The sequence below is a fragment of the Brotomerdimonas butyrica genome (genome assembly GCF_025567305.1).
GTDB classification, from domain to species: domain Bacteria; phylum Bacillota; class Clostridia; order Peptostreptococcales; family Anaerovoracaceae; genus Lentihominibacter; species Lentihominibacter butyricus.
This window is the reverse complement of the sequence record NZ_JAOQJP010000003.1, coordinates 77,095-90,734: the sequence shown is the minus strand read 5'-3', so window position 1 is coordinate 90,734 and position 13,640 is coordinate 77,095. Positions and strand designations below refer to the sequence as shown.

Here is a 13,640-nt window from a genome sequence, read left to right as displayed (position 1 = left end):
TATGTACTTACCTTCTTTCTAAAATTCCTGTGATAGTGGTATCCAATGGTCATCAGCCATATCACGGGCAAATTCTGTATTGTTAATATAAAGTTGATTGTCTTTGTCTCGAACGAATCCCCAATGGATGGAATGCTCAGCAGCATATTTCTTGAATGCGTTGAATTTGTTTTCAATCTGAATATCGATATTCTTGTCCTTGCCTTTAGACTCGCCGCCCTTAGTCTCGATAACCCAGACGGTGCCATCCTTCTTCATAACGATATAGTCGGCATAGAAGAGCCACTGATTCTGAATACCGTCCATATACACAATCGAGAAATATTGCTGACCGGTGTCTCCGTTCTTGTAGACCCATTCAATATCATCACGGCTTTCGCAGAATTGCTCAAAGAGCATTTCTGATGTACTACGAACAAGGCTTGTGGCATATCCGGAAGTATAATCATGGTATGCATTGGTCAGGTATTCCACTTCATTCTTTACACCCGGGTCGTACTTATAGAAGTCCTGCTCCGGAATATGGAAGATTGACTTCTTCGGATTAAGAGGAAGTGTCATCTGCGTATTCATATCTGCAGCCACTTCACGGAATTCTTCCTTGAGCCGGTGTTCATTATTGATGATAAACGCGTAAAATTCTGCGGTATCCAGTAACAACAGCTTCTTATAGGAAGAACCACCTCTACGGAACAGACGCTCCAGTATGGTTTTTAACTTGGCAGTCTGCATGCCGATGGTGCTCTTAATGGCATCTACGGAGTGGAGTAGCTCAATACCATGCTTGTGGGTATTCACACGCTTGCGAGTGGTGTAGTAGGTGGTGCTCTCAGCGACCATATCGGTACGAACGTATTCGCCGTAGAGGGCGTGACCAATAATCTCATCACCGAATTGATAGCCTGCTGCCATAAAGCGGAACTTGTTGTCTGCGGTGCTTGTGGTCAGATTATATTTCTTCACCAAAGCATCGTAGATTTTGTTCAGGACATTACGCTCACCTAAGCTGCCAACATCCAAGTCACGAATTTCTTTTTCCAAGGTGAAGGTCTTGCATTTTTCCTTTAGGAACAATCTGCGAGTCTCATAGGCCTTATCCATGTTGGAGAGAAGTCCTGCTTTGTATTTCTCATCAAAAGTATAAACATAGCAGAAGTCTAATAGGTCATCTTCGTAGTGCTTTGCTTCAGGCATACGGCGGATTCGGCCGATGGTCTGAATCTCAAAGCTTTCACTCATGCCTTCACGCAGCTTGACGAGAATTTTGGCACGTGGACAATCCCAGCCTGTACTGATGGCCTGTTTCATAAGAAGGAACACAGGAATAGCATCGTTCTCGGTTAGATTGTCCGGTAAGTCTTTTTTATCTTCACTCATCCACTTGCTGACCATGCCGTTATCGTAGGTGTAGCCCATAGACTCTAATTTCTGTTCTACAGCAGCGATGGTTTCCGGCTGACCGTTCGGGAACTGAATCAGCACGAGAGGACGGATATTTTTACCGATTTCCTTATATCGGCCTGCTATAGCTTTTCTCTTTGCATCTGCAAGGTCAAGCAGATAATCGTAATCATCGGTGATTTCTGTGTTATCAGCTACGCCTTCATTGACATAGAGAGCCTTGGTGATAAGGCCTGCACCGATAACGTCCACTTCGTCAATTTCAAAGAATTCGTATCTCTTATTTTCGATAGCAGTAGCACTGACACGGACAATATTCTTGGACGCAAATGCATCGATGATGGTCTTTGCCTTGGCAGTGTTGTTGGAGTGCTCCTCATCAATAATGACGATAAATTCCACACCGGCGCGATGTGCATCTGCAATGCGGTCAAAGAGATTCTTGCGCTCGCTGTCACGAATGGCCGTGTTGCCACGCTTGGTTACAAGCTCCCAGTTAATGAAAGTGGTGCTACCGGGGGCAAATCCATTCAGCAGTGCGTCAAACAGATTCTGTGTTGCTCTGCCCGGAACGAACTTCATCATTTTCTCACGGCTCTGTTCCTCAAGATTTCCCTTGCCGGGGCAGAGCCAGATAAAAGCAGTATTAGCACTGACATTGGTAAGATAGGTATCCACATAATCGATGAGAATGATGGTCTTACCGGAACCGGTCGGTGCTTTCATAATAATGGTCTGTTTGCTGTCACTCTTGGAAGTGAGATCTATCAGCTTTATAACGGCTTTTTCCTGAAAATCAAACAGCTTAATGGATAATCCTGAAGTTACCATGATTCACCCACCTCCTGTAATTCAAATTTGAAGTAGTCATCCGGGATAATATGGATGTCCACATCACTAAAGAGCATATTCTGCTCTGTGGTGAAAAGTACATTTCTGGACACATACAGAGCCTTCACATTCGTATATTCATCCCAGTGCTGTTCCAGTGCATCGGCTTCTTCATCGGTGAGCACCATGATATACTTACTACCGTCCAATTTGATGCCGTGTTCCAACTGAATCATCTCCTTGATGTGGTCGAGCAGCTCATCTGTGAGAGCATCGGAGTCCTTGGATACGAAGTCAGTGCGATAGTATTTTAGATTGGCAGGGATGCCTTCCGTATCGCCATATCCCTCAATGACACGTTTGATACGTTCATAGGTGACCTCTTCACAGATATTGTTCTCGTTATTGGTACAGAGGATGAATCTGCGATTGCCGCCGTCTTCAGCATTGAGCTTCAAAACAGCATGACCGGTGGTGCCAGAGCCTGCGAAGAAGTCGAGAATGGTTGCAGATTTATCACAGGAAATTTTAATAATATTCATTATTAGCTGGGTTGGCTTTGGATGCGTGAAAACTTTTGCAACGCCGAAAACCTCTTTTAGTTCTTGTGTTGCATCTGAATTCATTCCATGACTATCCCACCAAGATTCTGCTTTCCTCTTTGAAAATACACGGTCTTTAGCAAATACACGCTGGACAGGTCTTGCAGTTCCACTTTTTCCGAAAATAATTCGTCCATCTGCAATTCTCTTTAAGACTTCCTGTTCATTAAAGACCCAATATCTACCATCTGGCGGATAGAAAACATCTCCTGTAGCTGGGTTGGTAATAGCAAAATGTGGGCCTTTGTGATTTGCAGATAAATCTGTAGTTGTCCATGGCCCACGAGGGTCATTATCAGGATTGCTGTAATTTTTAAGAATATCTGCTTCAGATACTTCAAAGCCCATATCGAAAATGGTTTCTATAGAGCATGCATAGCATAGAATGTAATCATGTACCGGAGGAAGCCATCCCATATTATTTCCATTTGTTTTCTTCTTCCAACAAATCGTACCGACATAATTAGCGTTGCCGAAAATTTCATCACAAAGTAATTTTAAATTTGCATACTCAGCATCATCAATAGAAATAAAAATACTACCATGTTTTGAAAGTAGCTTCTTCGCAATAGTCAATCGTTCCTGCATAAAGGAGAGCCACTTTGAGTGCTTATAGGAATCAACGGAATCTACAAATGCATCATCGTATACGAAATCTTTGTTTCCCGTGTTATAAGGTGGGTCAATGTAGATAACGTCAATCTTGCCTGCATGAGTCTTTTCCAATAATCGAAGGCTATGAAGGTTATCACCTTCAAGAAGAAAATTGACACCGCCTGATGTAGTGGTGATTTCTTTGTCTACACATTCAGTAAATACGGGAATGTTATCCCTCATCTGCACATCAACGGCTTCTTCGTGGCGTTCCCATACGAGACCGTATTTCTTTGCGTTTAGTTCACTCTCAATTTCTTCGAGGGCAATGAGCACCTCATCATCGTCTTTATGTTCTTCACGGATGGTTTCGAGGAATGCCAACATGCGCTGACGTTTCTCCTGCGATAAATTAGCCATCGTTTTCATCCTCCTTATCCGGTACAAATTCAATAATATCGTCTACCTTGCAATTCAGCACACGACATATCTTTTCCATGGACTCCAGTGATACATAATGGTCACGGCGGAGCCTTGTGGATATATTGGCACTGTAGCCAGCCTCCTTCTGAAGCTGCGCCGGTGTCATTTCTCTATCTATCAACATGTGAAATAGCTTCTTATATGTAATAGCCATGTTCGTCCTCCATAAACTATCGTCAATAACTGCCTTCTATTTTATCACGAATACGTGAAAATATCTACTAGGTAAAAATTACAATATAGCAACATCCATTTCCTCCGGGTCATTACGACTTGGAGGATTTTTTATTTTCCTTCGTCAAAACGTCTTCCGTGTCTCCAGTGGATAGTAAAAGAAAATTTTTTAGGAAATGTGGCTCAAATCTCAAACTGACCTCCATTGGTAGGTGTAAGGAATATTTCTTCAAAAATATCCGCTCAAATCAAGGATTTCTCTCCAGTGGGAAATAGAAGCGCAAATTATTTCAAATTGTTTCGGCCAAAAGCCAATCTCGCCTCCATTGAGTAGTGAAGGCAGGTAATTTGAAAAACCGGTACTTAAACCGGCGGCAGCTGTCCTTTTACTGATGAAGACAAACGAAGGAGGAAAATAAAATGGTTAATCTGGAAAATATACCGGCCTATCTCAAGAAGTATAGAGGCTGGTGTGGTTGGAAGTATGAGGAACGAAAACCCAGACTTACGAAGGTTCCCTATAATCCGCTAACCGGCACTCATGCTTCGGTGAATCAGCCGGACACATTTGCAGATTTCGATTCTGCAATGAAGGTGGCAGATAGCTATGACGGCATCGGCATCCGTGTTGGCGCTGAAATTATCGCTATCGACCTTGACCACTGTAAGGATGGGGGGGACTCTACAGCCTTGGGCAGCGGAAATCGTATCTCACTTCCAGGATACCTATATCGAAGTAAGTCCCAGTGGAACCGTCCTGAGAATCATTCTGTTTGTAGAAAAGGGCTACAGCTACGACAAGGATACCTATTACATCAAAAAAGAAAATGTTGAAGTTTATGTGTCCGGTGCTACAAATCGCTTTGTCACTATCACAGGTAATGTGTTCCTGAAAAATGATATTGCAGAAAACATGAGTGGTCTTCAGTGGCTTTTGGAAACACATCTGTAGCTTCTATAAAATCAATTCTACAGTAAAAACATACGGTCTAGACAGCTACTTTTTAAGCCATTATCCAAAAGACATATAATATATAGGCTCAAATGGTGAAAGTGCCCATTTGGGCCTATATATTATATGAATTCATGTATTACAACCAGAGCAAGATCCACCCGTGTAATACAGTATTGTCATTTTGACAATTTTGTATTACTTACGAGTAGCAGACTTGATGGGGATTACGTTCCCCATACCCACGTGAAAATATAATTGCTGACAATTACATTTTAGCAGACACACAGGCGTATCTGGATAAGAGTCACAGACAACAAAACAATGAAATTTTGATAAAGCATTCACCTTGAATAGGTGGGTGTTTTTTGTTTTTAAGTATTCATTTGATCAAAAAAATAAAAAAATTTTCATCAGGGGACTGTAAAAATGCCTCTCAGCGTTTCGTATTAATGAAAGGGTATTTTTTGCAGGAAAAATAAAAAAATTTCCTCAAGAGCCTGTATTTATGCCCTTCATCTTTTGAATATGTGTAAGGACATTTTTGAGCCGGCAGAAAAATGATTTTTACAATAATTTGAACGCAGTTCACGAAACAACTGCGCTCATGAGCAAGTAGCGAAGCGGATTGCGAATGTCCGATTCGCATAGAAACGAGGCGAGAAAAAGAATGAAATATGAATACATGAAGGAGTCAGAGCAGATGATTCAGTACTTCCAGTTTCCGAAGTTTTTGCTAAAGCTTCGAATTTCTCAAAGTGCAAAATTTCTTTATATGATTTTGTATGACCGGGCACGGATATCGAGAAAGAATAGCTGGATAGATAAGTATGGAAATGTTTATCTGATATTTCCAATAGAAGAATTGTCTGTTCAAATCGATAAATGCAAATCTTCTGTAAAGACAGCGTTGAAGGAATTAGATGATGTGGGACTATTGGTTCGCAGATCCGGTGGTTTTTCAAAACCCAATCATTTATATGTGAAAATTCCATCTGAAGAGATAAGTTTACAGACGGTTGATGATAAGGCGGTTGAAAAGATGGCTGTAATAGAGCCGGAAAAGCACCCATCATCTGGTCGTAAAAATGGCTGTGCAGAAGCCGGAAATGTGGCACCTAGTAAAGTAACTGAGAAATATAAAAGAAATAAATGTCATGAAGTAAATTATTGCTATGGGGAAGGAGAGAGTTTGTGATGAGGGAAGAAGATACCGTATGTGTAGGCAGTGATGGTTTGCGATACTGCAAAGTCTGTGGGGAAGCGAAAGAAGCATTTTTCCCCAAGGGTGGATTTATGGGGATGAAGAAACATTCCAGGCAATGTGCCTGTGACAGAAAAGCATATGAAGAAGAACAAAAATATTTTAAAGAGAAAGAACACCGGGAATTAGTCAGCAGAAATATGAGCATCTGTTTTGACGAGAGCAGAATGGAAGAGTGGACATTTGAAAATGCAGATATGTCAGATGCTGTAATGCATAAGGCAAAAAATTATGTTGATAACTGGAATGAAATGAAAAGAAATCATATTGGTTGTTTGTTCTGGGGACCGGTTGGTACCGGGAAAAGTTATATTGCCGGGTGTATTGCCAATGCGCTTCTTAAACGAGAAGTAACGGTAAAGATGACAAATTTCAATACCATTATCGATGATATATTTCCACTAGCAGACAAAACGGAATATATCAATGCATTGGCTTCTTATCAGCTTCTAATTATTGATGATCTTGGAGTAGAACGAAATTCAGAATATGCGTTAGGAATTATTTTTAGCGTCATAGATCGCAGGATCCGTTCAGGACGACCATTGATCATCACGACCAATCTTCCGCTGAAAGAAATAAAAAGCGAGACCATGTTAGATAAAAGGCGTATCTATGACCGTATTTTAGAAATGTGTACGCCAATGTATGTTGGAGGCGTAAGTAAACGAGAAGCGATTGCAAGTATGAAAATGGAGAAAGCAAAAACGTTGTTGAATACAAACAGAGGGGAGGAGGAATGCGAATGAATCATACAGAAAAAACAGTACCTGTTTGGAAGAAATATTCTTTAAATGTTTCCGAAGCAGCAGAATATTACGGAATTGGAGAAAAGAGATTAAGGCAGATTGCAGGTGAAAATGAGGGAGCGGATTTCATTTTGGAAGTAGGTTCTCATATACGGTTCAAAAGAAAATTATTTGAAGATTATCTGGATACAGCCAGCACAGTTTAAGTGACAGAATAGAAGAAATAGTAATGAAAATAATGTTCATTTTATCTTAGCGAAGGGAAGGTCTTGTGGTATAATGAATAAACCGAGACGGTCTTCCAAGTTAAATGAACATTTGATGAAGGAGACTAAAAAATTATGAGTGAAAAAAGGAGAGATCATAGAGGACGTATATTACACAATGGAGAAATGCAGTTATCGGATGGCAGATATCGATTTAAGTATGTAGATGAAATGGGAAAAGAACGCTGTATATATAGCTGGAGACTGGATCACAATGATGCAGCTCCAAAAGGAAAACGTCGTACATCATCACTTCGGGAAATGGAAAAGAAAATCCAGGCAGACCGATTTGACCAGATTGTAACAAATGGTGGAAATATGACAGTGCTGGAACTGGTTGAAAAATATATTTCGACTAGAACTGGTGTTAGACCGACAACGGTTGCCGGATACGGAACGGTTATCAATCTTCTGAAGAAAGATCCATTTGGAAAAAGAAGGATTGATATGGTTCGGATTTCCGATGCGAAATGTTGGCTGATACATCTTCAAAAAGTGGAGAAGAAAAGTTACAGTTCCATTCATTCCATCCGTGGAGTTCTTCGACCGGCATTTCAATTAGCAGTTGACGATGATTTGATCAGGAAAAATCCATTTCAGTTTCAACTGGTGGAAGTAATCGTGAATGATAGTGTAACAAGAGAGGCAATCAGCAGGGCAGAGGAACGCAAGTTTTTACAATTTGTGAAGGATGATCCACATTTCAGTAAATACTACGAAGGCATTTATATACTGTTTAAGACGGGACTTCGCATTTCAGAATTTTGTGGACTGACTGTTTCTGATATTGATTTTAAAGAACATACAATTAATATTGACCACCAGTTGCAGAAGAAATCAAAAATCGGGTATTATATTCAAGAAACGAAGACAACCAGCGGAACAAGAAAGATACCTATGACTGCGGATGTGGAAGAATGTTTTCGGAAGATTATAGAAAAACGAAACCCACCAAAAGCAGAACCTATGGTAGATGGGAAGAGCGGATTTTTATATTTTGATAAAGATGGAAGTATCTGCTATTCCTTACACTGGGAGCATTACTTTAAACATATCGTTCAGAAGTATAATAAAATTTACAAGGTTCAGATGCCGAATGTTACACCACATGTATGCAGACATACCTATTGTTCCAATATGGCAAAGTCGGGAATGAATCCAAAAGCATTACAGTATTTGATGGGGCATTCAGATATCAGCGTTACATTGAATACATATACACATGTAAATCTTGAGGATGCCAGAGAAGAAGTCGCCAGACTTCGAGTTGTGTAATTACGATTTTATAGCTTAAAATGGCAAGGTGTAAAATCTTGAAATTTACACCTTATTTTACACCTTTTGCGGTATAACATATGCCATAACACACCAATTTATGCCAGAAAGCAATTTTTTACAAGGGCTCACAAAGTCTGAAATACCAAGAAAAACGAAGAAATGCGAGGTTATGCAACAATGATTAAAATACTTTTTATTTGCCACGGCAATATCTGCCGTTCGACCATGGCTGAGTTCGTGTTCAGGGACATGGTGCGCCGGGCAGGGCATGAAAATGAGTTTTACATAGAATCGGCAGCGACCAGCCGGGAGGAAATCGGCAATGATACGCATCCGGGAACGAAGGAGAAGCTGAGGGAGAACGGGATACCGTTCGAGAGCAGGCATGCGCGCCAGATGACGAAAAAGGACTATGAAAAATTCGACTATATAATAGGCATGGATGATGCCAATGTCCGCAACATCGAGAGGATATGCGGCGGTGATCCGGAGCACAAGATAACCAGGCTGCTGGAGCACGCCGGGGCGGATCGCAGCATTGCGGATCCATGGTATACGGGCAACTTTGACGAGACGTACGATGACGTGATACAGGGCTGCGAAGCTCTGATGGAGGAACTGATATGAGTGGACAGGCGGGAACTAAAAAGGATTATCTGCCGGTGTTTGAGGGATTCCCTGATGTCACCGGCTTTTTTTCATTGAAAAGCGGGGCAGTCGAAGGTTCGCCTTACGATAATCAGGAAATCTTCAGGCAGCTTGGCATGGAAAACGCAGTGCGCGTTTTTCCAAAACAGATCCATAAGAAGCACGTTGCAGTGATACGTCAGGAAGATGTTGAAGCGGCAGTTGACACATCGATCATCATCCCGGATACCGATGGCGCTGTCACCGATATCAAAAATGTTCTGCTGACAACTGTCCATGCGGACTGTCTGGCGGTCTTCTGCTATGATCCGGTGAAAGAAGCCATCGGCCTTTCGCATGCGGGATGGCGTGGGACATGCGCAGGGATCGCCGTGGAAATGATCGAGAAGATGCAGACTGAATACGGCTGCGATGCAAAAGATCTGCAGATTTACATCGGTCCGGGGATAAGCCTGTGCTGCTTTGAAGCCGGTATGGAAGTAGCTGAGGCCTTTGCAGAAAACTGGGACTTCGCACACGAATTCATCTCCAGAGCACCTGAAGACCGCAAAAACGAAAAATGCCATATAGACATCAAAGGCATCAGCCGCAGGCAGCTGGAGCTCGCAGGAATCCCGGCAGAGCAGATAAAAGTCAGTGAGCACTGCACCTGCTGCGAACCGGAGCTGTTCTGTTCATACCGCAGAGAAGGAGGCACGTATATGCGCATGGGCGGCGGGCTTTGCATGCCGTCAAGATAGAAAACAGAAAAAAAGAAACCAGAAAAAAAAAACAGAAAAAAGAAACAGGAAACGGCAGCATATCGCATTTAACAGTACTATATATATGTTAATAAAAATCAATAATCAGAAAAGTCACTCAAAATACATTTTTTGGTCGCAAAACAATAATTAAGTTGCTATTATCTGAAAATTGTGTTATTATGAAACCCACACAAAAATTAGATGCTTGATACTAACATGTAGCACTAACACGATAGCATTGACATGATTTTCAGAAAGGCGGGATGCACTTGACTGTATTGATGGACAAAATAAGAGAAGTTTTCGTATCGGTAGTACCGATAACCGTTATTGTACTGATCCTCAGCTTCACACTCACCCCGATGTCGGGAAGCATGATAGCGCGCTTTCTGCTGGGGGCAGTTCTGATAATCGCAGGATTATCTGTATTTCTGCTGGGCGTAGATCTGGGAGTCACACCTATAGGGACCCTGATGGGATCGATGATCACAAAGAGCAATAAATTTTCAATCGTAATGATCGCCGGTCTTGCATTGGGTTTTTTTATTTCTGTCGCAGAACCTGATCTGCACATACTTGCATCTCAGGTCGAATCGGTAACTGGCGGCACTATCACGAAATTCAGCATAGTGGTGGTCGTATCCATAGGTATCGCAGTGCTTCTGAGCATAGGACTCGGAAGGATCGTAAAAGCGTTCCCGCTTTACAAGCTGCTGACAGTGCTGTACCTGGTGATATTCGTGATGGCGATCTTTACATCAGAGGAATTCCTGGCGATATCGTTCGATGCATCGGGCGCGACGACGGGAGCGATGACCGTGCCGTTCATAATGGCTCTGGCTATAGGTGTTTCCGCGATGAGAAGAGACTCAAAGTCATCAGAGAAAGACAGCTTCGGCCTCGTTGCTGTAGCTTCCACGGGAGCTGTCATTTCTGTAATGGCTATGAGCATCATATTCGACATGGATGAGATACAGGGCTCTGTAGAGATCATCGACGGCAGCTCGTCATCCGTGCTGGCTCCTTTCCTCAACGAGATCACCGTGCTGGCGCTGGAATCTGCGATGGCAGTATTGCCTATAATGCTGATCTTTCTGATATGCAATTTCATATCGATCAGGGTAGAGGCCGGTGAACTCGGACGCATATGCACGGGACTGGTCTACAACTGGGCGGGGCTGACGCTGTTCCTGACCGGAGTGAATGCCGGATTCCTCGATGCCGGACGATTCATAGGTCATACGCTTGCGGAAAATCACGGCGGATGGCTGCTCATACTCATAGGCTTCGTGATAGGTCTCGTGACGATACTGGCGGAGCCTGCAGTACACGTGCTGACGCATCAGATAGAAAGCGTCACTTCAGGATATGTAAAGCGCTCGTACGTGCTCGGCGCACTTTCTATAGGGGTCGGCTGCGCGGTGGCTCTTTCGATCATCAGGATACTGATACCTGAACTGCAGCTCTGGCACTATCTGCTTCCCGGATATGCGGTGGCTCTGGCACTGATGTATTTCGTGCCGAAGCTGTTCGTCGGCATCGCCTTCGACTCAGGTGGAGTTTCTTCGGGGCCGATGACGGCGACCTTCATACTTACATTCACGCAAGGCGCGGCAGAGTCGATAGAAGGTGCAGACGTGCTCGTCGAAGGGTTCGGTGTGATCTCCATGGTCGCGCTGACGCCGATAATAGCACTGCAGGTGCTGGGCCTGCTTTTTAAGATAAAATCTGCAGGCGAAGAGCATGCAGAGCGAAAAAAGCCGGTCAGCAGATACGAATGCGTGTACTTCGTCGTGTACAAAGGCCTGGCGAGCCGCATACTGCACTTTGCAAGAAAACGCGGAGTCTCCGGCGGAACGATATTTTACGGACGTCAGACCGCAAAAGGGTTCTGGAAGCATCTGTTCAGGCTGGATCACGTTGAGAAGGAAGTGCTCGTGATAGTTACGGAGCAGAAGCTCGCATATCAGCTCATGCGTATGGTGAGCAAACTGCTGCAGTTCGGAATGACGGGCGACGGCATTACGTTCAGCGTGCCGGTGGCAAGGTTCATAGGCGACGGTGGCGACAAACATCATATAACAGAGAAAGAGAAGGTGACATTCATGTACGATGCGATAAATATCATAGTCAACAAAGGTATGGCGGAGGAAATGCTCGCTGCGGCGCAGAGTGCGGGAGCATACAGCGGCACTATCGTAAATGCGCGAGGTGCGGGTCAGAGTGAGACCAGCAGACTTTTCAGCCTGGATATCGAGCCTGAGAAGGAGCTGCTGCTGATCGTTGTGGAAAGAGACCGCACGGATGCGGTTATCGATGCTGTAAATGCGCAGATCGACCTCGATGCGCCGGGCAACGGCATAATGTACGTGCAGGAGGTGAGCAGGATATACGGGCAGATGAAGTGATGTAAGCCGGAATTTTCCTGTTGAAAAGATAAAACCACCGGGATCTGTATTGACAACCGGTGGTTTTTCAGATATCTTATTCCTATAAAACAGATATGATTTACGCAAAGCCTGAAAGGGCGACAGCGTATGTGTGATATAAAAAATGACAGACAAATTATAGATGCTGACAGCGCTGCTGTAACAAGGATGAGTTAAGCGGCAAAGGCGGCGCTGCCCGGGATGATATCAAAACTGAGAGGAGAATGAAAATGAGCAGGGAACTTACGAGAGACGAAGCATGGGAACTTCTTAAAGAATACAACAGCGATCCTTTTCATCTGAAACACGCAGTCACAGTGGAAGGCGTCATGAGATATTTTGCAAGGGAGCTGGGCTACGAAGACGAAGCGGAATTCTGGGGCATCGTGGGACTTCTGCACGACCTGGATTTTGAACAGTACCCTGACCAGCACTGCATAAAAAGCCAGGAGATAATGAGAGAACGTGACCTGGACGAGCGTCTGATACACGCCACAGCAAGCCACGGCTACGGCATAACAGTGGATATAGAGCCGGAGCACGAAATGGAAAAAGTCCTGTATGCCACAGATGAACTGACAGGACTGATATATGCCACATCGCTGATGAGACCGTCCAAGAGCGTTTCAGACATGGAGGTCAAATCAGTTAAGAAAAAATACAAGAACGCCAACTTTGCGGCAGGCTGCTCAAGGGAAGTCATCCAGCGCGGCACAGACATGCTCGGCTGGGAGCTCAGCGACCTGATACAGAGAACGATACTGGCGATGAGAGAATGTGAGGAAGCTTATGAAGCCATCGGCTGATAAGGATATAAAGAAATATGCGGAAACAGTGCAGAAACTGAGAGAAAACAGGAACCTCAGCGATGATGAGTTCGCACTGCTGATGGGATGCAGCGGCACCCTCAGGGGAGACGAAACTGCCCAGTGCCGGGGATGTCTTGAAAACCGTGTGCTGTCGGCGGGATATCAGATCGTCACAGATATAGGCGATGTGAGACGATAAAGGGGTTTATGATATAAAAAGAATTGACAGCAATGAGCGACAGGCTGGATCCCAGTACTGCCGTTTTTCATTATGTAGGAAATATCGCTTTCGATATTTCCGGAATATCAGCAAAAGTTTCATATCAAAATATGTGGCGAAGCCACTTTTGTTCTATGCAAAGCGCACCCTGCGCGCTGTTTCCGACATACGTACAGTTCTGATTGATATTTTTTTGT

The 13,640-nt window shown here is 43.7% G+C and carries 13 protein-coding genes and 1 pseudogene; 11 read left to right on the top strand and 3 right to left on the bottom strand.

Translation table 11 applies throughout. From position 1 onward, the window contains the following. Positions 1-18 precede the first annotated feature (18 nt). From OCV59_RS03195 to OCV59_RS03185, 3 genes are read right to left on the bottom strand one after another with little or no spacing between them, the layout of a single operon-like run. Complete coding sequence (locus OCV59_RS03195) at positions 19-2,232, bottom strand: DEAD/DEAH box helicase (protein WP_147593069.1); 2,214 nt, start codon at positions 2,230-2,232, stop codon at positions 19-21. Beyond that, a complete protein-coding gene (locus OCV59_RS03190) occupies positions 2,226-3,848 on the bottom strand; it encodes a site-specific DNA-methyltransferase (protein WP_147593068.1) in 1,623 nt (540 codons plus the stop codon). The genes OCV59_RS03195 and OCV59_RS03190 overlap by 7 nt, the downstream gene beginning before the upstream one ends. Then, positions 3,841-4,065 (bottom strand): helix-turn-helix domain-containing protein, encoded by a 225-nt coding sequence (locus OCV59_RS03185; RefSeq protein WP_147593067.1) that lies wholly within the window; start codon positions 4,063-4,065, stop codon positions 3,841-3,843. Before OCV59_RS03185 ends, OCV59_RS03190 begins: the two co-directional genes overlap by 8 nt. A gap of 627 nt (positions 4,066-4,692) precedes the next feature. Between OCV59_RS03185 and OCV59_RS03180 the strand changes: the two genes are divergently transcribed. The 11 genes and pseudogenes from OCV59_RS03180 (at position 4,693) to OCV59_RS03130 (ending at position 13,422) form a co-directional block, all read left to right on the top strand. Continuing rightward, positions 4,693-5,037, top strand: coding sequence for a hypothetical protein (locus tag OCV59_RS03180; RefSeq protein WP_147593066.1), 345 nt, complete (start codon positions 4,693-4,695; stop codon positions 5,035-5,037). Positions 5,038-5,707: 670 nt separating this feature from the next. Then, a complete protein-coding gene (locus tag OCV59_RS03175) occupies positions 5,708-6,235 on the top strand; it encodes a replication initiator protein A (protein ID WP_147593065.1) in 528 nt (175 codons plus the stop codon). Then, a complete protein-coding gene (locus OCV59_RS03170; protein WP_147593064.1) occupies positions 6,235-7,050 on the top strand; it encodes an ATP-binding protein in 816 nt (271 codons plus the stop codon). Before OCV59_RS03175 ends, OCV59_RS03170 begins: the two co-directional genes overlap by 1 nt. Beyond that, on the top strand, positions 7,047-7,256 hold the full coding sequence (locus OCV59_RS03165; RefSeq protein ID WP_009242709.1) for a MerR family transcriptional regulator: 210 nt from the start codon (positions 7,047-7,049) through the stop codon (positions 7,254-7,256). The genes OCV59_RS03170 and OCV59_RS03165 overlap by 4 nt, the downstream gene beginning before the upstream one ends. Positions 7,257-7,391: 135 nt before the next feature. Further along, the gene (locus tag OCV59_RS03160) at positions 7,392-8,591 is read left to right on the top strand and encodes a site-specific integrase (RefSeq protein ID WP_147593063.1); all 1,200 of its coding nucleotides are present in this window, start codon (positions 7,392-7,394) and stop codon (positions 8,589-8,591) included. Positions 8,592-8,771: 180 nt separating this feature from the next. Then, positions 8,772-9,221 (top strand): low molecular weight protein-tyrosine-phosphatase, encoded by a 450-nt coding sequence (locus OCV59_RS03155; RefSeq protein ID WP_147593062.1) that lies wholly within the window; start codon positions 8,772-8,774, stop codon positions 9,219-9,221. Next, entirely contained in the window at positions 9,218-9,982 is a 765-nt protein-coding gene (gene pgeF / locus OCV59_RS03150) for a peptidoglycan editing factor PgeF (RefSeq protein ID WP_147593061.1), read from the top strand. Before OCV59_RS03155 ends, pgeF begins: the two co-directional genes overlap by 4 nt. A gap of 272 nt (positions 9,983-10,254) precedes the next feature. Further along, positions 10,255-11,745 (top strand): annotated as a pseudogene (locus tag OCV59_RS03145) (DUF1538 domain-containing protein); the annotation flags it as partial. 213 nt (positions 11,746-11,958) lie between these two features. Continuing rightward, a complete protein-coding gene (locus OCV59_RS03140) occupies positions 11,959-12,393 on the top strand; it encodes a P-II family nitrogen regulator (protein WP_317239784.1) in 435 nt (144 codons plus the stop codon). 251 nt (positions 12,394-12,644) lie between these two features. Next, positions 12,645-13,220: a hydrolase gene (locus tag OCV59_RS03135; protein WP_147593059.1), complete on the top strand. Its 576-nt coding sequence runs from the start codon at positions 12,645-12,647 to the stop codon at positions 13,218-13,220. Further along, positions 13,204-13,422: a hypothetical protein gene (locus tag OCV59_RS03130; RefSeq protein WP_262584082.1), complete on the top strand. Its 219-nt coding sequence runs from the start codon at positions 13,204-13,206 to the stop codon at positions 13,420-13,422. The genes OCV59_RS03135 and OCV59_RS03130 overlap by 17 nt, the downstream gene beginning before the upstream one ends. Positions 13,423-13,640: the final 218 nt, after the last annotated feature.

Excerpts from the sequence above, each read along its gene's own strand:
- OCV59_RS03195 (WP_147593069.1), bottom strand. The coding sequence starts at position 2,232 with ATGGTAACTTCAGGATTATCCATTAAGCTGTTTGATTTTCAGGAAAAA.
- OCV59_RS03190 (WP_147593068.1), bottom strand. The coding sequence starts at position 3,848 with ATGGCTAATTTATCGCAGGAGAAACGTCAGCGCATGTTGGCATTCCTC.
- OCV59_RS03185 (WP_147593067.1), bottom strand. The coding sequence starts at position 4,065 with ATGGCTATTACATATAAGAAGCTATTTCACATGTTGATAGATAGAGAA.
- OCV59_RS03180 (WP_147593066.1), top strand. The coding sequence starts at position 4,693 with ATGACGGCATCGGCATCCGTGTTGGCGCTGAAATTATCGCTATCGACC.
- OCV59_RS03175 (WP_147593065.1), top strand. The coding sequence starts at position 5,708 with ATGAAATATGAATACATGAAGGAGTCAGAGCAGATGATTCAGTACTTC.
- OCV59_RS03170 (WP_147593064.1), top strand. The coding sequence starts at position 6,235 with ATGAGGGAAGAAGATACCGTATGTGTAGGCAGTGATGGTTTGCGATAC.
- OCV59_RS03165 (WP_009242709.1), top strand. The coding sequence starts at position 7,047 with ATGAATCATACAGAAAAAACAGTACCTGTTTGGAAGAAATATTCTTTA.
- OCV59_RS03160 (WP_147593063.1), top strand. The coding sequence starts at position 7,392 with ATGAGTGAAAAAAGGAGAGATCATAGAGGACGTATATTACACAATGGA.
- OCV59_RS03155 (WP_147593062.1), top strand. The coding sequence starts at position 8,772 with ATGATTAAAATACTTTTTATTTGCCACGGCAATATCTGCCGTTCGACC.
- pgeF (WP_147593061.1), top strand. The coding sequence starts at position 9,218 with ATGAGTGGACAGGCGGGAACTAAAAAGGATTATCTGCCGGTGTTTGAG.
- OCV59_RS03140 (WP_317239784.1), top strand. The coding sequence starts at position 11,959 with ATGCGTATGGTGAGCAAACTGCTGCAGTTCGGAATGACGGGCGACGGC.
- OCV59_RS03135 (WP_147593059.1), top strand. The coding sequence starts at position 12,645 with ATGAGCAGGGAACTTACGAGAGACGAAGCATGGGAACTTCTTAAAGAA.
- OCV59_RS03130 (WP_262584082.1), top strand. The coding sequence starts at position 13,204 with ATGAAGCCATCGGCTGATAAGGATATAAAGAAATATGCGGAAACAGTG.